This window comes from Lentzea sp. NPDC054927 (assembly GCF_053610285.1).
This window is the reverse complement of record NZ_JBSGXZ010000011.1, coordinates 29,761-53,934: the sequence shown is the minus strand read 5'-3', so window position 1 is coordinate 53,934 and position 24,174 is coordinate 29,761. Positions and strand designations below refer to the sequence as shown.

The window sequence follows — 24,174 nt, the reverse complement described above, 5'->3', positions numbered from 1 at the left end:
TCACAGGAGTGGTGTTGCGGATACCGACCAGGCGCGTGCTCGCGGATGACGTCTACGAGCAGATCCGCGCGCTGATCATGAGCGACGGCATCGCGCCGGGCGCCCGCGTCAACATCGACGAGATCGCGCGCGAGCTCACGGTGTCTCCCACGCCGGTCCGTGAAGCCCTGGCCCGTCTGGAGTCCGAGGAACTGGTCAGCAGGCTCCCGTTGCGCGGCTACCGCGTGACGGACCTGCTGAACCGAAAACAGGTCGACGATCTGTATGCCTTGCGTCTGCTGCTGGAGCCGCCTTCCGCGGCTCTGGCGGCGGGCCGCATGACACCGGAGAGCGTCGTGCTGATCGAGGAGGAACTCGCGACCTGTCCGGCGGCTCCCGCGGATGACGCTTATGACGACTACAAGAACCTCACGGCGCACGATCAGCGGTTGCACGAACTCATCCTGCGAATTGCGGGGAATGAGGCGGTCCTGCAGTCGTTCGCCAAGACGCATTGTCATCTCCACCTGTTCCGGCTGAATTTCCAGCAGCCGTTCGGGGTGCAGACCATCACCGAACACCGGGCGATCGTGGACGCGCTGGTGGCCAGGGACGAGATCGCGGCCAGTGCGGCGATGACCGCACACCTGGAGGTGGCGCGGGCCCGGCTGCTGGACCGGATGTGAGCGTGTCGAACGCCGGGGGCGGCCGGAGTCGAAATCCGTCGAACGGCACAACGCCCGACCGGACCACCACGGCCACCGGTATCACCCTGCGTCGTCCATTCGCGGACCGAAACCCGAACTGGCCCCTCTCCCCGCGAAAACCCCGTCTGACCAGCAAGATCACCTCCGGCCGGAAACCTTAAAAGCATTTAAAAACAACATGGTCTAGTCCGATTTGAACCTCGTCCGTGACCTCCCCGTAGTCATCGGTACAACACCGATCGACCCCCCGAGGAGAATCGAATGGGCGCTCGACACCGCAAGCCCGCCATGATCGGCGCGGGCGCCATGCTCGCGGTCGCCGCTGTCGCCGGTGGCATCTTCGCCTTCAGCGGCACCGACTCGAACGCGGCTGAGGACTGCGGCGGACTGGACACCGCCCTGCAGAACAACCTGACCTTCATCGCCGGGCAGCAGGCGAACCCCGACGCCCAGTCGGACGCTCGCATCGCCAACCGGCAGGCGGTCGTGAACCTCATCAACCAGCGGCGGGCGGCCGCCGGGTGTGGCAACAAGGTCGAGGCGAAGCCGGAAGCGGGCCAGGCGGCCACGTCCGGTGAGGACTGCGGCGGGCTGGACAAGGCGCTGCAGAACAACCTGAGCTTCATCGCGGGGCAGAAGGCCGCCCCGGACTCGCAGTCAGAGGCCCGCATCGCGAACCGGCAGGCCGTGGTCGACCTCATCCAGCAGCGACGCAAGGCGGCGGGCTGCAAGGGTGACGGTGGCGCGGGCAACGCCGACCAGGGCAACGCAGGCCAGGGCAACAACCAAGGCAACGCTGGCAACCAGGGCCAGAACACGGCCCAGCCCGCACCGAAGCCCACTGCCAACCCGGGCAACGACAACGGTGGCGGCGCGTCCGGTCAGCAGGTCTGCAACGGTTCCACCGTCACGCTTTCCGGTGAGGGTGGCGAGCCCGCCGCGTCGAGTGGCACGTTCCCGGTCGGCACCACGCTGAAGGTCACCAACCTGGACAACAACAAGTCCACCACCGTCAAGGTGGCGTCGGTGTCCGGCAGCTGCGCGCTGCTGAACAACGCTGCCTTCGAACAGGTTCGTGAGCCCGGCAAGTTCCTGATCCGCAACGCGAAGATCGAGAAGATCGGCTAGGTCCACACAGGACTGGTTTCGCGACGGACTGGTAGGACGGGTGTTCCCGGCAAGGCGCGGGGGAACACCCGTCCTAGGTCCATGTCCAGTGGAAACCGCGGACGCCGGGCTGCACGTCCAGCGCCACGTCGAGCAGCGTGCGACCGGGCTGCACCGACGAGCCGTCCGCGACCTGGGTGACCGAGGCCGGCGCGTCGCCCTCGAAGGTCACCTCCAGCACGTATTCGTGGGTCGGCAGCCGGAACTTGCGTTCGTAGTTCGTCGCGAGTGGACACGGCGCCTGGTTCACCAGCTCGTGCTCGATCACGATGCTCTCGCCCTTGCGCAGCGCCCGGTCGAACAGCAGTTCCGCTACCAGGAAGCCCTGCGCCGGGTCCTGCACCAGCTGGCCGACCTTGCAGTGCTTCAGGGCGTTGACCTGCGGCAACGGCCGGTCGTGCTGGTCGACGTGCATGATCACGACCCAGCGGTCCGGCCCGTTCATCGACGCCGACAGCACCTGCCGTGACCGGAAGGACAGCTCGGTCCGGTCCGCGCCGATCGTCACGAAGTCCTGCTGGCTCACCCGGATCAGCTGGTCGTCCCACTGGGTGTCCAGGTCCTGCAACACGTTCTCCACGTGCGAGGGCGACGGCCAGAACGCGGACATCGCCTCCGGTGCCTTGCGCAGCCAGCGGCCGCGCGACCGAGGTGACCCCAGCAGCCCCGAGAGGTGGCCGGGCGGCAGTTGCAGGATGTGTTCCAAGTGGACGACGGCCTGCAGTGACTTCTTGCGCTCCGGACGGCTGCGGCCCGTTTGCCAGTAGCTCAACGTCGCCAGCGAAACCGAGACACCGTTCTGAGAAAGGTGTTCGCGCAGACGCTCCAGACCTAGACCACGATTCGTGATCGCTGTCCGGAGCGCCTCCGCGAACTCGTCCACGCCGGTCACGCTAATGCATCGTCACGTCCGGCTGTAGCCCCTGACGTGGGCGGTAGGTGACCTGGCGGCCGTCCATCACCATCTCGACGTCGACGGTCTCCTCGAACGGCGGACCCATCGGCCGGATCAGCACCGGGGTGGCGCCGCCCTGGTGGATCCGCACGTTGACGCTGAGCTGCGTCGCGATCAGGTGCGCGACCAGGTCACGTGCGTTGCCGGCGCCCGTGTTCTCGCCCGCGTCCGGCTTCATGTACCAGTTGGCGTTCTCCACCAGCGCGCCGTTCATGTGGCCCTGGTGCATCGGCCTGCTGACGGTCCAGTCGGCCACGGCCCTGGTCACCGCCTGATGCGTCGCTGCCAGGCCCACCACCTGCTGGCGCAGCGTCGCCGGGTCGATGCCCCGCGCCTGCCCGACCGCGGCGTAGAGACCGTTGGTCGTGACCGGCGGCACCGGCTGACGGACCAGGATGTCCTCGTTCAGGAACCGCAGTTGCCGCTGCGTGTTGCTGACGTGGTCGGACGCCACCAGCCCGTGCGCCGCGACGACCTTCTGGTCCTTCTGGATACCCGCCTGCTGGTCGGCGAACGGAGCGGGCATCGGCGCCGAGACGGCCGGGTTCATCCGGTTCTTCTGCGGCGCGCCGAGCTGGGTCTCCATCTTCCGCGGCGGGTTCCACGTCGACGTGGTCTCTCCTGGCGCGGGCTGGCGGAACGGCTCGACGGTCGCGTGCGGACCGCTGGCGAGCCGCTCGCGTTCGTCCGCGAACTTGGTGCCCGCCTTCGCCGACTTGCCGTCCAGGAACCGCTCGGACACGTTCGGCAGCGCCGTGTGCGACTGCGGCAGCTTGCCGTCCTTGATCAGCCCGTAGGCGATCCTGGACAGGTCGGTGCCGGTGTCACCCGCGACGAAGTCCGTCGTGAACGCCTGACCGCGCACCGGGTGCCGGTTGTTCTGAACGTCCACACGGGCCTGTTGGGTGGCTTCCTCCATCAGCGCCGGGTCGGCCGGCGTGTGCAGCTTGGCCAGTTCCTTGGCGTAGAACTTGTTCAGCGACTGGCCGAGCTGCCCGAACTCCGCCTGGCCCTCGCCGAACTTCACCGACGGGTCCGCGAGGGGCACGAGTCCGTCGAAGAAGAGGTTCGGTTCCGGCGTGTAGGGCAGCAACGGGTGGATGCCCTGCTGGTTGCGGCGCGCGTGCATGTCCGCGTTGATCGCGTGCTCGAACCGCTCGGTGAAGCCCTCCTCGGCGAGCTTGTCCCGGTAGGCCTGCTTCTGTGCGTCCGATGTCTTCGTGTCGTTGTCGATGCGCGTCAGCACGTCGTTCTGCAACTGCTGCGGCGTCACGGTTACGCGGTAGCCACCGCCGACCATCAACGGCCGCAACGGCGACGGGACGTCGGGACCGTCGGCCGGGCCGACCTCGTCCGCGGTCATGAGCTGCGTGACGTGGTCGAAGACGTGTCCGCCCTGCCTCGTTCTGCGGTCGCCCGCGTCGAAGTCCATGACCGAGACGTACGGGTGCGTCCCGTTGGCGGCCAACGCGGTCACGGCGAACTCGTGTGCGTTGCTGCCCAACGTGTTGTTGCGCGTCTCACCGAACTTGAAGCCCTTGGGCCCGTGCGGAACACTCACCAGTGCGATCGGTTCCGCGTGGCCGTTCACCACGGGAGCGGCGGCGGCGATCGCGGTGTCGATGTCCTCCTGCGTCGCGGCGTTCACGCCCAGCACGAACGCCACCCGGCCGTTCATGTCGGTGGTGTTGGCCATGACGCCGTTGATGACGCCGTCGAGCTGGTCCAGCTCGCCCGCCCGGACGATCATGCTGACCACGAACGCCGGAGGCTCGTTGTTCGCGATGCTCTGGCGGGTGCGGTCGAGGTAGTTGGCCGCGGTGATCGGGGTGAGCGTGCGGCCGTTCGCCAGGTTCTGGAACGCCGCGTTGTGCACGCCGTTCTCGTTGACCAGCTCGACCTGCTCGACCAGTTCGGCCGATTCGGCTTCCTGGCCGGTCATCTCGACGTCGTTGTCCTCAATGGACAGCTCGGTGAGGTCCTCGCGGGTGCGCTTGACGGGGTCGCCGGCCTGGTGCACGTCCAGGTGCTCGTTGCCGCGCTTGTTCGACGCCGGCTTCTGCGGCGCGGGCCGCGTCTGGTCGTCCTCGTCGACGTCCATGTCCGAGTCGCCTTCGACGTCACTGTCCATGTCACTGTCGACGTCGCTGCCGATGGCCAGGTCGGCCATGCCGGACCCCAGCTGGGTGGACGGGCCGGGGCCGCCGTCATCAGTCGAGTGAGACCGGCCGTACGGGGCGAAGGTGGTCCTGCCGCTGGGGTTCGGGCTCGCGGAGATGTCGAGCACGTCGGCGTCCGCGCCGTCGCCGGTGAAGGGCTGGATCGGCGTGGCGGGCCAGCCGGGGCCGTGGACCCTGATCGGCCGGCCGATCTCGGTCGCGAGCAGCCGGACCGCCAGCTCCTCCGCCTTGGCCGCCTTCGCGTTGTCCTCCGCCTTCTCGTCGGCGTCGGCCTCGTTCTGGGCGTCGCGCTCGGCGTCCGTCAGCTCCTGGCCGGGCGTGCCGGTGTTGTCGACGACGACGGCATCGGCACCAGGCCGGTTCTCCGGCTCGATCGAGGCCGGCTCGATCAGCGCGACGACCAGGTGGCCGTTCGCGAGGTCGTGCTGCTGCCGGAAGCGCGCGATGTCCGTGGTGACCTCGGACGAGGCCTTCGACCCCTGCCGCACGGCACCCTGGCGCAGGTCGGCCGGCGTCATGCCGTCCGGGCTGCCCATGGCCTGGTGGACGGCGTTGAAGAGACCGTCCTGCCGCGGGGCCAGGGCGATCGGCAGGACACCCCGATCGAGGGTGCCGAGCATGCGGGTGACGTTGCTGTCGTTGTCCGACAACGTCATGTCGAGCATCGCGGCCATCTTGTGCTGCTTGGTCTGCCCGTCGATCGGAGGCAGCAGCGCCTCCTTGGCCGCGGTCTCCGCTCGCTTCTCGGCCGCGGTCTTCTTGGGCTGCTTCCCGCTCTTCTTGGTGGGCTGGGCGTCCGAGCTGGTGGACGGATCGGCAGTGTCAGAAGGCTGGGTCGTCGCCGCGGGGTCGATGCCCGAGTAGCCGAATCCGTCCTTCAGCGGGACGGAGACGTTCTTGTCGAGCGTGTTCTTGTCCTGCCAGCCGAGCTTGCGCGCGTCCTTGTCCGACGGGGTCCACCCGCCCTTGGTGGACACGTGCGTCCGGACGCCCGTCTCGGGGTCCCTGTCGGTGTAGGTGTGGTACTTGACCTGCTGGGGCTCGCGCTGCCGGTGGTCCTTGCCCTGGAACTCGTTGCGGATGTTCGCGGGGGACGTGCCCTGCTTGGCCGCCCGGTCCGCCTGTCCGGGAGGTCCGCCGAAGAACCGGCCGGGCACGGTGTCGTAGTTGATGTGCGACTGGGCCCAGTCGTCACCTTCCTGCTTCGCGAAGCTCAGCCCGATCCGGGACAGGTCGGTGCCCACCGCGCCGTCGACGAAGTCGGTCGAGAAGGACTCGCCGCGGTACGGATTGCGGTTCGTGGCACCGTCGACGTCCGAGCCGGACGCGATGTCCGGGATGCGTTCCTGGAGCTCGGCCCTGAGCGCCTCCGGGTTCGCCTTCGTCTCGGGGCTGATGTCGGCGAACGACTTGTGCTTGTTGATCTCGACGATCTCGGTCGCGGCGAACGTGTTCATCGACTGGCTGAGGCCGTTGAACTCGGCCGCGTTGTCGCTGAACTTCACGCTGGGGTCGACGAGCGGGACGACGGCGTCGACGAACAGGTTGGGCTCCGGCATGTACGGCAGCAGCGGGCTCGTGGCGGACTGCCGGACTCGCGCGTCCATGTCGTTGTGCATGGCCTGGTGGAACCGGTCGACGAAGTCGTCCTTCTTGACCTCGATCTTCGCCGTGTCCAGGGCGGCCTGTTCGGCGTCGTGCGCCTTCTGCTTCTTCTTGAGCGCCTCGGTCTTCTTCTGGTCGGGCTTGCCCTGCTCGAGCTTCTTCGCCTCGGCGTCCAGCAGCGGGACCTCGGCGTCGAGCTTCTTCTGTTCCGCCTTGATGCGGCTGTCGATGTCCAGCAGGAACTGGGGAACGTCGTCGACCCGGTAGCCACCCGCGAACATCAGCGGCCGGACGGGACCGACGTCGGTGTTCATCGAGTCGGTGAAGTGGTTGAAGATGTCCTTCTGCCCACTGGTCACCAGGCGCGAGCCCGTGTCGAAGTCCTGGATCGAGATGTACGGGTGGGAACCCTTGTCCAGCAGCGCGCCGACCGCGTACTTGGTCGCGTTGCCGGTCATCGTCTCGTTGCGCATCGTCCCGTAGGGGAAGGTCACCGTCTTGCCGGTCGGCGCGGGGTTGTCCAGCGCCACCAGTGCGACGGCCTCCGGCCGCCCCGCCATCGTGGCGTTGGCCGTGTCGATGGCGGCTTGGATGGCCGCCTTGTCGGCTGCTTTGCCGTTCACGCCGACCACGAAGACCATGTTGTTCTTCAGGTCGCCCGCGTCCGCCGTGATGCTCTCGACGACGGCCGCGATGTCGTTGTCGACCTTGTTGAGCTGCGCGTGGCTGACGATCATGTTGACGACGAACGACGGCTGCTTGTTCGCCTCGACGCTCTCCTTGAGCTTGCCGATGTACGAGTCCTTGGTGGGCAGCTCGGGGTTGCTGCCGTTCACCAGGTCGGCGAACGCCTGGTTGTACGTGAAGTTCGCCTTGCCGATGGACGGCACCTCGGTGATGGGGGTGACCTGGGAGTCGACGTCCATCGACGTGCCGGCGTTGCTCGGACCGGGCTCGGCCCACGTCTGGGCGCCGGGCTTGCGCTTGGTCTTGCGGTCGTCGAGCGGGGGAGCGTCGGTGTCGCTCTCCGCGTTGTGCGCGCGCTTCATCGGCCGGGTGTCGCCCTCGACGTCCGTGTCCGAGTTCTGCTGCGCGCCGGACCTGGTGTCAGCACTGGTCTTCGTGTCCGACGGCGGGGTCCATCCCGCTGGCGGCGGCACGGTGGCCGGGCCCGCGGGCTCCAGCCTCGTGTCGGGGACCATCACCTGGCTGGTGGCGGTGCGTTCGACGAGCCACAGGTGCCGCGGACGGAGACCGGGGTTGTCGAGGTGGACGTCTTCGCCCATCATGCCGCCGTCGTCCTTGTGCACGCCCGAGTTCGTGTCGTGCTGCTGGAAGACGCGTGAGGAGTCGCTGTACTCGTCCGGAATGCCGAGGTAGTGCAGCGTCTCGTGGGCGAGGACCTCCGGCTTGGTGCCGGGCTGCCAGTGGGTCTGGTCGACGTTCGGGTTCTTCGGGTCGACCTTGACGGTGGTGTGCGCCTCCGCCTTGTTGTCGGTGAACTCCAGGTTCAGGTGGAACTGGTCGCCGCTGGGCAACCGGTAGCCCTGGTTCAGCAGGTCGTTCACGCCCTTGGCGGCGTCCTGCTTGACCTGCTCGACGGCCTTCGGGTCGGCACCCTTCGCAGGGTCGACGTGCACCTTGACGGTGTACTCCTGCACGAACTTGCCGGGGCTCGTCTCGATGCGGCGCAGGTCGTAGTTGATGAGTCCCTTGTAGGACTTGATGTTCGTGGGCGTGCTCGTGGTGCGGACGTCGTGGACGACCTGGTTGACCGTCCGGACGTTCTTGGCGTCGCGGCGGTCGGCCCAGGTGCTGCGGTCGGCCGGATCGCTGGGCGCGAACCAGTCCGCGGTCCTCGCGGGGTCGTGCCGCCACGACTCGTCGGTGATGACGTCCTTGCCCCGGTGGGATTCCGGGGTCGGCGGGGTCATCGCGGGCGGGGCGCCACCACTGCGCACCTGCTTGGACTGCGCGTCGGTGTTGCTGTTCGGCGCCGGGGGAGCGGGCGGTGCCGGGGGAGCGGAGCGGGACGTGCTCGCTTCGGTACCGCTCCTGCTGGTCTCCGCCACCGAGGCCTCGGGCGGAAGAGGCGGCAGCGGCTTCGAGCCGAGGTCCGGGGCGGTGTTCGTGGTCGTGCTGGTGGTCGTGTCCGCAGTTGTGTCCGCAGTCGTGTCTGTGGCGGTGTCCGCGGGCGTCGTGCTGGACGACGCCTCCGGCTTGGGCGGCACGGGCGGCGGGGCCTGCGCGGCCGTGTTGAAGGCGTCGACCTCGCGGTCCACCTTGGCCTTCGCGTCCCACCACTGCTGCTGCTTGGCGTCCGCGGAGCGCCGGGCGTCGTCGAGCTTGGTCTCCGCGTCCTTGATCGCCTTCTCCGCCGCTGCCCGCTCCTCCGCGAGGTTCTGGTGCGCGTCCTCGGCGGCGTTGCGGGCGGCGTCGGCCTCGGCGACGACCTTCTGCTGCGCCTGGAGTTCGGCACGGGCGTCGGCGGCGGCCTTGCGCTGCACGTCGAGGTCCGCGTGGGCGTCGGTGAGCTGCTGCTGGGCGTCGGTCAGCGCGGTGTGCGCCGCGTCGGCCTCCTGCCCGAGACGGTCCAGCTCGGCCTGCGGAGCGCCGTTGATCTCGGCGTCGTCGAGCGCGTCCTTGCTCGCCAGCGCGTCCTGGCTGAGCGAGGTGATCTGCGGGTTGAGCTCCTGGATCGTGGCACGGGTGTTCGCCACGTCCGCGGACGCGCGCTGGAACGCCGTGTCCAGCGCCGGGAGCTTGGCCTCGGCGTCCAGATGGGCGTCGATGGCCGTGTTCAACGCCGTCGCGGCGTCACCGATCGCCTGGTCGGTCCTGGCCAGCACGGCCGCGGAGGAGTTGATGGCGTCCTGCGCCTCGTGGCGGGCCGTCTCGACTTCCTTCTCCGCCGTCCGCCAGTCGTCGGCCGCCTTCTTGACCTCGGTCTGGGCGTCCTTCACCGAGTCGCCGAGGTCGTGCTTCAGCGCCGCGTCGAGCTCGGTGGCGGGCATGCGCACGCCGGCCGAACCGGGCACCGTCAGGTCGACGACGCCGGTCTTGCCGCCGACCGTCGCGACGATGCGGTACTCGACGTCGTACTGCACGAGACCGGTGCGCGCCGGGTCCTTGGGCTTGATGTTTCCGCCCTGGGCCTGCGCAGGGCCGCCGGACACCCCGGAGGAGTCCTCACCCGCGTGCCGCAGCTCGACGCCGCCGGTGCCGAAGTTGACGGTGTCCTTGGCGTCGGTGCTCTGCTTGACCGCCGCGCTGCCCTGCGCGAGACCGACCGACACGTCGGCGGTCTCGGACACCTTGGCCTCGCTGGAGGTCTCGGTGGTCTTCGTGGTCAGCGGGGTCTCGATCTTGACGTCGTCGCTCAGCGACCCCAGCCGCGGGTTGACGAGCTTCGCGTAGACCTTGACGTCGGCGTCCTGGCCGAACGTCAGCGCGGCCTCCTTGAGACCCGGCACGTCGAGCGGGCCGGACAGCATGGAAGGCAGGTGCGGCTGCAGGTTCTCCGGGCTGAGCGTGGAGAGCAGGCTGTTCAACGAGCCGGTGCCCTTGCCGGTGAGGCCCTTGCCCGCGCCCGCCTCTGTCATCGCCTTCACCGCGGCGTCACGGAGGTCGTTGGCGCCACGCAGGTTCTCCACCGACGCGGTCGGCGGCAGCTGCGAGGCACGGGTGTCCTGCTGGAAGGCGAACGTCGCCGCCGGAGTGCCGAGCTCGCTGCCGCGCTTGCTCGCCGCGGACATGTACGGCTGCGGGTTGCCGCGACCGGACGTCGGCTGGGAGACCTTCTGGTTGTCCGCGTGCGTGCGGACCACCATCTCCTGCTGACCGCTCTCGGCCTTCGCGATCTCCTTCGAGCCCTTTTCGACGACGAGCTCGAACTCGACCGGCACGGTGTACTGCGCCGCCGGCCCGCTCGCCGTCCGGCTGTTGCTGAACGCCTCGCTGGTCGAGGTCGTGACCGAGCTGCTCGTGGACTGCCCGATGTTCACGCCCGCGCTGACCCCCGCGGTACCCGAGACGTTCGGGTTCGCGCTGCCGGGCGAGGCCAGCCCCGGAGCCCGCAGGCCGGCGCCCCAGCCGGAGCCGCGGCCGAGGCCCTCGCTCTCCTTGCGGGAGCCGCCGGAGTTGTGGCTCATTTCGACGCCGTCGTTGACGACCTGGTCGAACTTCGGCTCGCCCGTCTTCGCCCGCAACGTGACCTGGTACGAGTCCTTGCCGAACGTGCCGGGCTGGTGCACCAGCAGCGGCACACCGCCGTCCAGCGCGCTGTCGATCATCGCCTTCACGCTCGTGGGCGAGTTGAGGTCGACGATGCGCTGCAGGTTGCTCATCGAGTCCTTGAGCACCGAGTCCGGGATCAGCGCGTCGCTGCCGATCTTCTTGGTGTTCGTGGCGAGCTTGGTGGTGAGGTCGTTGACCACACCGGACAGGTTCGGGACGGACTCCACAGTGGACAGACCCAGTGCACCGGGTTCGCCGACCGCCACGGTCGACGGCGGCGCCATCTTCGGGAAGTCCGGCTTGGGCACGTTCGGCGCCACCTTGGGCAGCGCGCCCAGCTCCCGCGCGACGTCCTCGGACACCCGCACGAACACGGACTTCGGCATGTTCACCGTGACGCCCTCGGCGTTCGGCGTGCCGCCGTGCACGAAGTTCCCGGCCCGGCTCTCGCCGACGATGGTGAACTCGGCGTCGATCTGGATCAGCACGGTCCGCGCGTCACCGGGGGTGGTCTTGCCGCGGTCGACGTTGCCGCCGATCTCGTTCGACTCGGTCTTGGTGTCCGACCACGGCGTCCACTTGGCCGTGGCCGCGGCACCGCCGGCGCCACTGGTCTGGGACGGCGTACCGGCGGGCGGCGGGGTGACGTTCGGGCGCACCGGCACGTTGATGCCGGCGGTGACGTCGACCGACCGGCTGGTCGAGGACGACTCACCGGCCTTGTAGCCACCGCTGACCGAGTTGTCCGCGCCGGTGGTGTCCGAAATGGACACCAGCTTCGCGTCGCCCAGCTTCACCGACATGCCGATGGCGCCGGAGCGGTCGGTGACGCGGCGGTCGTACTTGAGGCCCTGCTCCTGCACGCCGGTCTCGATGAGCCGCTGCAGGTTCGCCTTGATGTTCTCCGGGGTGAACATCTTGTCGATCTGGGCGCGTGAGGCGGTGCCCGGCGTGGTGAGCGCCGAGTCGCCGTTGGCCGCGCGGTTGAGCGCGTCGATCGCCTGGTCCCGCAACGCCGTCGTGTTCGCGACGGCTTCCACGTGCAGGAACTCCGGCGACTTCGGCCGGGCTTCCTTCGGGTTCAGCAGGTCCTTGACGGTCGGCGAGTTGTCGATCTTCGTCGGCTGCGGGTCACCGGGCTTGAAGCCGTCGCCAGGGTTGTCCTTGAGCGTCGAGCCGTCCGACACCCACAGGTTGACCTTGCCGTCGATCTTGTCCAGACCGGCGCCGGTCTTGGCGACGGTCTTCACCTCCGGTGAGTGGAAACCGGGCGCGCCGGGCACGATGTTGCGCACCCAGGTGCGCGGCCGGGTGAACGAGGTGATCTCCACCTCGAACTCCACGTCCTGCTGGAACACCTGGGCGTCCGTGCTGCCGGGGTTCGACGAGGTGGCCGAGACGGCCGGTCCTGCCGAGGTCTTGTCCGTCCAGGAGTGGTTGTAGGACACACCGGCCTGGGGGGACGGGCTGAGCGAGGCGATCCCCGTCTTGACCGGGATGTTCGCGCGGCCCTGGACGCCGCCGGTCCAGCCCTTGGTGGTGCTGGTGTTGGCGTCGAGCTTGGGGCCGGTGGTGGTCGAGTCGCTGACCGGGCGCGCGTCGGCCTGGCCGAGGTGCTTCGGGTTGCTGACTTTCGCCTTGACCGTGACGTTGACGTAGGTGTTCGTGGTCTTGCCGGTGTTCTTCAGCTGCACCTGGACGCCCGGCCCGAGCAGGCTGTCCATGTTCGCCTTCAAGGCGGCGGGGGACAGGTTCGCGGTCAGCTTGCGCTGGTTCGCGAGCTGCTCGGCCACGTCACCGAAGCTCTGGCCCTTGCCGCTGCGCGGATTCGCGTCCGGGTTGTTCCACTTCGGCAGGAACTTGCCCATGCCGGGCAGGTCCTTCAGCGCGCCCTCGACCTGGCTCTGCACCTTGGTGGCCGGCACGAACTCGCCGACCTTGGCGTTGCCGGCGGCGAGCGTGTCGGCGAGGTAGGGCGGCAGGTACTTGGTGTCCGCGGTGGCCGGGTCGGTGGTGGTGTTCCTGGTGCCGTCCGGGGTGGGCAGCCCGACCGCGCCGGCCTCGTGCAGGCCCATGCGCATGTGCGTGGTCACTTCGACCTTGACGTTCTCGCCGGACGGGGTGCGCACCTCGACCTCGGCGGTGACCTCGTACAGGCCGGTCTCGTTCTTGACGCCGATACCGGTCTTGTGGCTGCTGCTCGACCCCGCGCTCACGCCCTCCGCGGTGCGCGCGGAGTAGGTGGCGGTGGCGCCGACCGTGCCGCCGGCCTTGCCCGGCACGCCGAGGTTGCCGCCGAACCCGGCGGTGACGTCGAAACCGGTCTTGGTGGTCGCGGACACACTGCTGCCCCAGGCAGAGGTGTCCTTCAGGTCCAGCGCGGCGGTGTCGTGCGTGCCGACCAGCTTCGCGTCCTTCAGCGTCGCGGTCATCTGCACCGCGCCGCCCTTGCTCGCGTGCGGGCTGGTCAGGTCGGGCGAGGTGACGAACCCGCCGAGCATGGCGGGAAGGTTGTTGCGGATCGAGGTGGGGCTGAGGAAGTTCTGCAGCACCTCGCGGCCGGGCGAACCGACCTTCGTGATGGACGGGTGCAGCTTCTCCGCGACTTCGGAGAACGCCTTCCCGGAGTTCTTGACCACCACGGCTTCCGGCACGGCGTTCTCGACCTTCGTGCCCCAGGCCGCGTCCGTCGGCGTGACCACGTCGGAGGTCCTGCCGGAGTTGACGATCTTGCTGAGGTCCGTCGGGACCTGCAGCGTGACGTCGCCGCTCTTCGTGGCGAACTGCGTGGGGTTGCCGGCGGCGTTGGTGACGATGATCGAGAAGTCGACGGGCGTGGTGATCTTCTTGGAGCCGTCGTCCGACGACTTGATCGCGCGCTGCTCGGTGGTGCTGTTCGTGGTCGACTGCGACACCGCGGGCGTCGCGAGCGCGGCCTTGCCGCCCAGCGAGCCGTACGGGCCCATCGCGACACCGGCCGTCGCCGAACCGCCGACGTCGTTGGACGTGGCGATGGTGTTCGTGGTGGTGGAGGCCGCGGCGGCCTGGAAGTTCTTGTCCACCTTGGTGTCCGGCGCGTCGGTGACGGCCGTGGTGGTGTCCGCGTGCATCTCCGCGCGGATGTTCGCCTCGAACCAGGCGTTGCCGATCTTCACCTGGAAGTTGCGGCCACCGTCGAGGAACGTCTCGAAGTCGTTCTCCAGCGCGTTCTTGATGCGCGCCTGGTCGTCCGGCTTCAGGCCCTGGATCTCGCCCACGACCGCGTCCGCGCCGCGCACGTCCGTCGGCGTGATCGAACCCAGCGCCTTGTTGTCCTGGAAGAACTTCGGCAGGTTCGTGTCCGGCAACTGGCCCACGGGCTGCGGGGCCAGCGTGGTCATCGGGATGACCGGGTTCGGCGTCTGCCTCGGCGGTGCGGGGCGCGTCTGGGGTTCCGGTGCCGGACGCGTGTCGGCGTCGGGCGTGGACCGCGTCTGCGTGTCAGGCGCGGGCGGTGCCGGACGCGTGTCGCTGTCGGGCGCAGACCGCGGTTGCGTGTCCGGTGCGGGCGGTGCCGGGCGGGTGTCGGGTGCGGGCGGCGCGGCGCGGTGCGACGGGCCCTGACCCAGGTCGTGCGGGGTGTAGGTCGTCTTGCCGTTGGGGTTCGGCCGCGCGTCGAGCTCCAGCGGAGGCGGGAACGTCGGCGGCGCCCACTTCTCCGCCTTCTTGAGGTCCGACGGCTTGGACTTCGAGTTGGTCTCCGGCCTCGGCTCGTAGAACGGCTCGATCGTCTTGACGCCGTCGGGGCCGTGGATCTTCAGCGGCCGGCCGATCTCGGTCGCGAGCAGCTTCGCCGCGAGTTCCTCTGCCTTGGCCGCCTTGGCGTTGTCCGCCTGCTTGCCGGCCGCGTCCTGCTGGTTCTGCGCGGCGCGCTCGTCGGGCGACAGCTCGGTGCCGGGCGTGCCGGTGTTGTCGACGTTCACGTCGCCGGTCCCCGGCTTGAAGCTCGCCGGGAGGTCGGTCTTCGGTGCCGGGCCGGGCTCGATCAGCGCGTTGACCACGTGACCGTTCTCGAGGCCGTGCTCCTGGCGGAAGTTCGCGATCTGCTTGGTGATCGCGGGTGATGCGATCGACCCCTTCTGCACTGCGCCGGCGCGCAGGTCGCTCGGCGACTTGATCTCCGGAGCGGCCTTGCCCTTGCCCTTCTTGGACGTGGACGGGGTGGTGCCGGCGTCCTTGACCATGGCGTCGTGCACGGCCTTGAACATGCCGTCCGGCCTCGGGTCCGCCGCGATCGGCAGGACGCCGTGCTCCAGGGTGCCGAACGTGCGGGTGACGTTGTTCGGGTTGGTCGACAACGCCAGGTTGAGCATCGCGGCCATCTTCTCCTGCTTGGCCGCCGGATCGATGCCCATGTGCCCGTGCCCCGCGACCGGCGCGGAGACCGCCGGGTTGAGGGTGTTCTTGTCCTGCGTGCCGAGCTTCTTCGCGTCGGCGTCCGACGGGTTCCAGCCGCCCTGCGACCCGGTGTGCGTGTGGACACCGGTGTTGGGGTCGTAGCTGTACTCGTGCGTGGTGACCTGCTGGGGTTCCCGCTGGCTGTGCGGCTTGTTCGACGGGTTCGGCGTGCCGTCCGCCTTGGGCTTCTTGTCGGCGAACTCGTCGCGGATCTTCGCGCCGGACACGTCGGCCTTGGCCGCCCGGTCCGCCTTGGGGTCCACCTTGCCGGTCGTCGGGTCCGGGGTGCTGCCGTACATGCGGCTCGTCACCGAGGTGAGCGCGACGTGCGACTGCGGCCACGCCTTGCCCTCGGTCTTCGCGAAACCGAGCGCGAGGCGGGACAGGTCGGTGCCCACCGCGCCGTTGACGAAGTCGCTGGTGAAGTTCTCGCCGCGGTAGGGGTTGCGGTTGTTCTTCAGGTCGACGTCGATGCCGGAGTCGATCGTGCTCTTGTTGATCGACTGCTCGACGATGGCGTCGACGTCGGACTGGGGCGCGTTGGGGTTGGCCTGCTTGACCTGGGCCTCGACCTCGGCCTTGACCCGCGCGATGTCCTGCTCGGCCTTCTTGATCCCGGCGTCGAGCGACTCCAGGGTCTTGACCTGGGCCGGGCTCGGGTTGCCGCCGTTGGCCCTGATGTCGGCTTCCAGCTTGGCCTTGGCGTCGGCGAGGGACTCGTTCGGCTTCGGGGGCGGCGGGAGCTGGTTCTGGTGGATGTCCGCGATCTCGTTGCCGGCGAACTTGTTGATCGACTGGCTGAGACCGCCGAACTCGTTGGCGTCCTTGCTGAACTTCACGTCGGGGCCGACGACCGCGACGTTCCCGTCCAGGAACAGGTTGGGCTCCGGCGAGTACGGCAGCAGCGGCGCCGAGTCCTTCTGGCGGCTGCGCGCGTCCATGTCGTCGCTCATGGCCTGCTGGAACTTCTCGGCGAAGTCCGGCTTCTGGATCTGCTGCTGCGCGACGTCCAGCTCTCGGAGGGCCGCGGCCTTGTCTTCCGGCTTGAGCTTGGGGTCGTTGGTGACCTGGGCCCGTTCCTTGTCGATCCGCGCCTGGGTGTCCGTGACGAGCGCCGCAGGGTCACCCACGCGGTAGCCGCCCGAGTACAGCAGCGGGCGGATCGGGCCGGCGTCGGAGTTCAGCGAGTCCTTGACGTGGTTGAAGATGTCCTTCTGGCCACCGGTCACCTGGCGCGAGCCGGTGTCGAAGTCCTGGAACGCGATGTACGGGTGCGTGCCCTTGCCGTTCATCGCGCCGATGGCGAACGTCGTGGCAGGGCTGTGCATCGTGTCGTTGCGCATCGTGCCGAACGGGAACCCCGGCTTGGGGTCGAACGTCGGCAGCGGCACCAGCGCGATCGGCTCTTTCCGGCCCGCCACGGCGTTGTTCGCCGTCTCGATGTTGGCGTTCATCGCGACGTCCGACCCGTTGGGGCCGTTCACGCCGACCACGAACACCATGTCCTTGCCGAGAGGCCCGGCGTCCGCGGTGATCGAGTTGATGACGTCGTTGATCTTGCCCAGCTCGCCGTGGCTCACGATCATGTTGACCACGAACGACGGGGGCTTGTCCGCCTCGACGCTCTCCTTGAGCTTGGCGAGGTAGTTGTCCTTGGTGGGCAGGTCGATCGGGCCGCTCGCCAGGTTCGCGAACGACTGGTTGTACTGGAAGCCCACGTCGCCCAGCGACAGGTCGTTGAACGTGTTCGCGAGGTCGTCGAGCTGACTGTCGTTCTGGGCGCCATCGTTCTGGGAGTCCATGTCGACATCGCCGGTGTCCACGTTCTGGTCGGTCGACGGCTGGTCGACGTCCATCGCGGTGTCGGTGTCCACAGTGGACGGGCCGGGGTTGCTGGGGCCGGCGATGTCGTTCGGGTCGAACGGCGCCCCGTAGTTCTTGGGCTTCTTGGTGGTCGGCTCGGGTTTCGCCTCGACGTCGCTGTCGGAGTCGGACTCCGGGGCGTCGCGCTTCGGCGCGGGCCTGCTGTCGGTGTCGGGCGTCGCGTTCGGCGTCGTGTCGGAGTTCGGCGTGGTGCTGGGTGCCGGGTTCGCCGTCGCGCCGGTGTTCGTGGTCGCGGGCGGCGGCACGGTGGCCGGGCCGGGCGGGTTGATGGTGGTGTCGGGCACCATCACCTGGCTGTTGGCGGTGCGTTCGATCAGCCACAGGTGACGCGGCCGGACACCGGGGTCGGGCAGGTGGACGTCGGCGCCCATCATGCCGCCGTCGTTCTGGTGGACGCCGGTGTTGGTGTCGTGCTGCTGGAAGACGCGGCTCGAGTCGCTGTACTCGTCGGGGATGCCGAGGTAGTGCAGCGTTTCGTGCGCGAGGACCTCGGGACTGGTGTCGGGGTTCCAGTGCGTCTGGTCGACGTTGGGGTTGTCCGGGTCGACCTTGATGGTCGTGTGGGCGTCCGCCGCGTTCTCGGTGAACTCGAGGTTGAGGTGGAACTGGTCACCGCTCGGGAGCCGGAAACCCTGGTTCAGCAACGAGTTGACGCCGTTGGTGGCGTTCGCCTTGACCTGTGCGATCGCGTCCGGGTCCGCGTTCGTGGCAGGGTCGACGTGCACCTTGACGGTGTACTCCTGCACGAAGTTGCCGGGGCTGGTCTCGATCCGGCGCAGGTCGTAGTTGATGAGTCCTTGGTAGGACTTGATGTCCGACGGCGTGCTGTCCGTGCGGACGTCGTGGACGGTGACGTCGACGGTCCGGACGTCGGTGTCGTTGCGGCGGTCGGCCCAGGTGCTGCGGTCGGCCGGGTTGTTCGGCGTGGACCAGTCGGAGGTCTTGGCCGGGTCGTGCCGCCACGACTCGTCGGTGATGACGTCCTTGCCCTGGTGGGATTCCGGGGTCGGCGGGGTCATCTTCGGCGGCGCGCCACCGCTCTTGACCTGCTTCGGCGCGTCGGTGTTCGTGCTGGTGTCCGGGGCGGGCGGCGCGGGGGGAGCGGGCGGTGCCGGCGGGGCGTCCCTGGTGGGCGCGGAACGGGTGTCGCCGCCGGGGTTGTTCTGCGCGGTGGTGTCCGCGGCCGTGTTGGTGTCCGTGTCGGCATCGGCGGTGTCGTCGAGCATCGAGTAGTCGACGAGCTCGTTGCGCAGTTCGGTGATCTTCGCGTCGTCGAGCTCGACACCGAGCGCCGTTTCGAGGGCGGCCTTGTTGTCGTTGACGGCCGCCGTGAAGTCCGTGGCGTTGGTGCTGCCGTCCTTCGAGATGATGCCCGCGTCGCCCAGGACCTGGAACGTCCACATCGCCTGGGTGGTCGGATCAGTGCCGGTCGGCGGGTTGCCGGTGATCGACTCGTCGAGCGTCGGGCCGTCCATGATGCCGGCGACCTGGGCCTCCTGGGCGAAGTTGGTTGCCCGGTTGTAGCCCTTCTCGTGGTCGAAGATCTCCGACGCGAGGGTGTTGGGGTCGTTGTACTTGGGGGTGTTGTCGATCGTGCCCCAGAGCTGCTTCGCCCAGTTGTCGAAGTTCTGCGGGCCGTTCTTGGGATCGTTGAAGGCCTCGATCTGGGTGGCTTCGATGATCGGGCGGTTGAACTGCTGCCGGAACGCCTCCGCGACGTTCTTCGCGCCGTGCTGCTCGATCAGCGCGGCGATCTCCGGCGTCTTGGTGTCGAGCACGACCGAGGCGCCCAGCAGGTCCAGGCCGGCGTCGTTGTAGACGAACTTGTCGGGGTTGTTCTGCAGCAACGCCTCGACGTCCTTGACCTTCGGACCGGCGTTCTGCATGGCGTCGGCGGTGAGGTCGTTGACCTGGCTCTTGACCTCGGCGACTACCGCTGGGTCGATCTCGGGGTCGATGTTCGACTCGACGTCGGAGTCGGCGTCGGAGCCGGCATCGGAGTTGCCGTCGGAGTCGGAGTTGTCGTTCGGGGCGGGCGGGGGCGGCGGCGGGGTGTCCTTGCTGGGCGCGGAACGGCTGCTGTCCTGGTTGCCGTCCTTGGCGTTCCCGTCTTTGCCGCTGTCCTTGCCGCCGCTGTCCTTGCTGTTGCCGTCCCTGGTGTCGCCGTCCTTGGTGTTGCTCGGACCGGGCTTGTCGTTGTCGTCCGTGCCGGGCTTGTGGTCGGAGTCGAGCTGGCTCTCGCTCTCCGGCGTGACCCACTCGAGGCCGGTCCACTTGTTCTTGACGTCCGGGTCGAACAGCGAGTTGAAGTCGGTCTTCTCGACCAGCGGGATCTGCGGTGGCAGGTAGGAGACGCCGGGCTCGACCTTGAGGCCGTGGTTGTCCGGGTTCATCGTGAACTGGCTGATGACACCGGTCCTCGGCGGCAACCCGCCGTCGACGAGCACGTTCGGCCCGGAGATGTCCGGTGCCTGCGCCTTCAGCTCCTCGTTGAACTTCTGGGGCGGCATGTTGTAGCTCTGCAGGCCCTCGAACTTCTGCGGGATGATGTCGGCGAACGTGTTGATGAAGTCGTTGTTCGGCGGCGCGACGATGAAGTTGTTGTTCAGCTCGCCCTTGCCGTACTGGATGTCCGCGGCCGTGTCGAGCTCGGTGCCGGGCGCGACGTCCGTCTCACCCTTCAGCGTGTCGTTGACGCTGTTCTGGTCACGCAACCGCGGCGCGAACAGCGGCACGTCCGTCGGTTGCATCTTCATGTCGCCGATGGTGTCCAGCGACACCGCGCCGGGCCGGATGTCGACGTCGACGTACACGCCACCGTTCTTGGACAACACGGCATACCGCGCGATGTCCGCCGCCAGGTTGTAGGCCTTGGCGTCCGGGTTCTGCGCGGCCGCGTACACGTCGTTGATCGTCGTGTTGGTGTCCGTGCGGCTCTCGACGTCGTTGGACAGCTCGTTGACCAGCTGCGGCGTGTCCGTCTTGATGTCGATGCCGGCGTCCTTGAGCTCCTTGACGACGGCCGGGTCCCACTCGGCACTGGAGTTGTCGGTCCAGAGGGTGGCTTTCCACTGCTGGTTGGGGTCGGCGTTCTTGCCGTTGTTCTCCCCGACCTTGGCGCCCCACTCCTTCATGCCCTGCACGGCGGCCGGGCTGGGGGTGTTGCCGAACCAGGCGAAGTGCAGTTGCTTCGGCACCTCGACCTTGCCCGCGTCGCCCTTGTTCTGGACGGACTGGTCGTACTGCTGCTGCAGCTCGGCCTTCACGTCCGGGTCCGTGATGCGGTTGATGAGGACGCGCGCCTTGCCGGGCTTGCCGTCGTTGACGGCCGTGTCGACGTGCGACTTGAGAGTGTCGAGGTCGACTCCGTTGGGGTTGGCGCCCTTGCCCACCAGCCCGACCCACGGGTCCTGGGGAGTCGTGTTCTGGTTGGAGGTGGTGTTCGTGTTCGGGGCTGGTGCGGGCGCCGGGGTCGCCGGCGGCTTGTTGAACAGGCCCTTGATGAAGTTGATGCCCAGGTACTTCTTGATCGCCGCGCGCTTCTTGCCCTTGCCGCCGTCCGGACGCGGCTGTGCCTGGTAGCTCGACGACGCCGGGTTCGACCGCGTGACCACACCGGGCGCGGGCCGAGTGTTCACGTCGGTGTTGGCGTTCGAGTTGGTGTTCGGCCCCGGAGTGACGACCGGCGGCGCGACGACGAGGTCGGGCGCGGCGTTGGGGTTCGTCGTGGTGTTGGGGCTGGGCGCCACGGCTGCCGGCGGCACGTTGGTGTTCGGCCCAGGCGCCGGCCGCGTCTTGGCGCCGGAGTCGGCGGGGTTGGGCGCGTTGGTGGGCGGCACGTCGGTGCCGGGCACGTTGGAGCCGGGCACGTTGACGGGCGGGGTGTTGACCGGTGGCGTGTTCGGGTTCGGCGTGTTCGCGGGCGGGACGTTGGCCGGGGGAACGTTCGCGGGCGGGACGTTGGCCGGGGGAACGTTCGCGGGCGGGACGTTGGCCGGGGGAACGTTCGCGGGCGGAACGTTGACGGGCGGGGCCGGGGCCGGGCGCGTCTGCGCGGGCGGCGGGGTGTTCGTGTCCGGCGTGGGCCTCGTCTGAACCGGCGGAGTGTTGGTGTCCGGCTTGGGCGCGTTGGCCGGCGGGGTGTTGGTGTTCGGCGAGTTCGCCGGCGGCACGTTCGTCGCCGGGTTCGGCGAGGGCGTGTTGGCCGGGGGAACGTTCGCCGCCGGGTTGGGCGAGGGAACGTTGGTCTCCGGCCGCGGGGACGGAGTGTTGACGTTCGGGTTCGGCGAAGGCGTGTTCGCCGGGGGAACGTTGGCTTCCGGCCGCGGCGACGGCACGTTGGCCGGTGGGGTGTTGGGAGTCGGCGGCGGCGTGTTGACCGGCGGCGTGTTGACCGAGGGCGTGTTGACCGAGGGCGTGTTGGTGCTTGGCGCGTTGACCGGTGGCACGTTCGGCGTGGGCGACGGGGCGTTGACCGGCGGCACGTTCGGCGCGGGCCGTGACTGCGCGGGCGGCGGCGTGTCGGCCTTGGGCTGCGCGGGCGGCGGGGTGTTCGTGTCCGGCCGCGGCGACGGCGTGTTCGCGGGCGGGACGTTCGTCGATGGCGCGTTGGTCGAGGGTGCGTTCGTCGACGGGGTGGGGGTCGGAGAGTTCACGCTGGGCGTGTTGACGTTCGGTGCGGGGGACGGCGCGTTCACCGGCGGTGCGGCGGGCGCCGGGCGTGACTGGGCGGGTGGTGCCGTGTCGGCCTTGGGCGTCTGCGTGGACGGTGCGGTGTCCGACCTCGGCGACGGCGCGTTCGTCGAGGGCGCGTTGACGTTCGGCGCGGGAGACGGCGCGTTCACCGGCGGTGCGGCGGGCGCCGGGCGTGACTGGGTGGGTGGTGCCGTGTTCGCGTTGGGCGGCGGCGTGTTCGTGCCGGGGGTGTTGGTGCCCGGTGTGTTGAGCGGTGGCGCGGTCGGGGCTGGGCGTGACTGGGCCGGCGGGGCGGTATTGGGGTTGGGGGACTGGGTGTTCTGGTTCGGGGAGGTTGCCGGCGGCGGTGTGGACGACGGCGGGGGCGTGAGCGGGGTTGGCTTCGGGGCCGGCGGTGGGGTGGAGGGGGAGGAGCCCGGTGCGCGGTTGATGGTGTTGTCGGGGGTGGGGGGCTTGGGGGCGTCGAACACGCCCTTGCCTGGGCCCGTGCCGAACTTGCTGCCGCCGCGTTCGCCGCCGGTGGCTGTGGGGGTGGCGCCTGCGCCTGGGGCCATGGGTGGGGCCGCTGCGCCTGGGGCTGCCGAGACCGGTGGCGTGACGCCGGGGGTGAGGCCACCGCGTGGGGCGCCCGTCGACGGTGAGGTGACCGCGCTCTGCGAGCCCGGGGTGGTGGGCGTCGCGGGCGCTGAGGTGCCGGGGACGCCTGGCTTGGGCGTGTTGGCACCGCCGGCCGAACCTGGCGATTGAGAACCCGGCGTCGGAGAGCCTGGAGTCGGAGAGCCCGGAGCGGGGACGGTCGGCTTCGGGGCCGGTGGCGGGGTGGAGGGCGAGGAGCCGGGCGCCTTGTTGATGGTGCTGTCGGGCGTGGGGGGCTTGGGCGCGTCGAACACGCCCTTGCCGCCGCCCGTGCCGAACTTGCTGCCGCCGCGGTCGCCACCGGTGGCGCCGGGGGTGCCGGGGGCCATCGGCGGGGCCATGCCCGGCGACATGCCGGGAGGCGTGGCGCCGCGCGAGCCGCCGGTCGAGGGGGACGTCACGGCGCTCTGCGGGCCGGGAGGCGTCACACCGGCCTTGCCGCCGGAACCTGGAGCAGTGGTGCTGCCGGGCACGGTCGGCACGCCGCCGACCTTGCCGCCGCCACCGGGGGTGCTGCCGGGCTTGGGCGAACCGGCGCCGGGGGTGGCGCCGCCGGGAACGGTGGGGACGCCGCCGACTTTGCCGCCGCCACCGGGCGTGCTGCCGGGCCTGGGGGAACCGCCGGGCGTGGCGCCGCCGACCACCGGGGGTGCCACCACACCGGGACCGCCCGGCGACTTCACGCCACCGGTGCCGACGGGGCCGGCACCGCCCTTGACGTTCGGCGTGGCACCGACCGCGGGACCGCCGGGACCGCCCTTGAGGCCACCGCCTGCCGGGTTCGCGCCGCCCTTGACGTTGGGCGTCGCGCCGACCGAGGGGCCGCCGGGAGCGTTGAGGCCGCCGCCGACGGGGCCCGCACCGCCCTTGACGTTCGGTGTGGTGCCGACCGAAGGACCGCCCTGGGCGTTGAGCCGGCCGTCGATGGAACCGGCGCCGCCCTTGACGTTCGGCGTGGCGCCGACGGAGGGACCGCCCTGGGCGTTGAGTCCCGGGGTGTTGACGCCACCGCCCTTGACCGCGGTGGGTCCGGTGGCCTTGTTGCCGCCCTGGGCGTTGAGCCCTGGGGTGTTCACGCCGCCGCCCTTGACCGCCGTCGGTCCGGTGGCCTTGTTGCCGCCCTGGGCGTTGAGTCCAGGGGCGTTGACGCCGCCGCCGTTGATCGAGCCCGGCCCGGTGACCTTGTTGCCCTGCGAGTTGAGGTTGGTGTTCGGATTGGCGGCGCCGGGTGGCGGCTTGGCGTTGGTCGTGGTGTCGACGCCGCCGAACTTCGTGCCCTGGCCCGAGTCCGTGTTGGTCGACGTCTGCTGCGTGGCCTTCAGATTGGACTGGACGTCCGTGAACGCCTTGGCGCCCTTGTCCGCCTGCGAGACGGCGTTGTCGTTGGACGCGTTCAGCGCCGGCACCGCGAACAGGCCGATCGGGCCGAGCGCGTTGCCGCTGAAGTTCAGGCCGCGCAGGCCGCTGGAAATGCTCGACAGCCGGGACCCCAGGTCACCCGCCTTGTTCTGCAACCCCTGCATCGAGGAGTCGTTCATGGAGTAACCGCTGTTGCCCGTCGGTCCGCCGCCTCCGGTGCCCGTGGGCGAAGGGGACGGCGTCGGATTCGGCGCCGGGTTGGGATTCGGCGACGGGTTGGGATTGACGTTCCCCTTGGCCATGAGCGGCGATTCTCCAGATACTGCGTCAGAAC

The 24,174-nt window shown here is 69.4% G+C and carries 4 protein-coding genes; 2 read left to right on the top strand and 2 right to left on the bottom strand.

Features of this window, described 5'->3' with window-relative positions; genetic code table 11:
- The first annotated feature begins 35 nt into the window (after positions 1-35).
- Entirely contained in the window at positions 36-665 is a 630-nt protein-coding gene (locus ACWGE0_RS18610; protein WP_452262118.1) for a GntR family transcriptional regulator, read from the top strand.
- Positions 666-1,181: 516 nt separating this feature from the next.
- Complete coding sequence (locus tag ACWGE0_RS18605; protein WP_452262265.1) at positions 1,182-1,814, top strand: hypothetical protein; 633 nt, start codon at positions 1,182-1,184, stop codon at positions 1,812-1,814.
- 73 nt (positions 1,815-1,887) lie between these two features.
- Here ACWGE0_RS18605 and ACWGE0_RS18600 read toward each other — a convergent pair whose 3' ends face one another.
- On the bottom strand, positions 1,888-2,736 hold the full coding sequence (locus tag ACWGE0_RS18600; RefSeq protein ID WP_452262117.1) for an XRE family transcriptional regulator: 849 nt from the start codon (positions 2,734-2,736) through the stop codon (positions 1,888-1,890).
- 10 nt (positions 2,737-2,746) lie between these two features.
- Entirely contained in the window at positions 2,747-24,142 is a 21,396-nt protein-coding gene (locus ACWGE0_RS18595; RefSeq protein WP_452262116.1) for a glycosyltransferase, read from the bottom strand.
- Between the last annotated feature and the right edge of the window lie 32 nt (positions 24,143-24,174).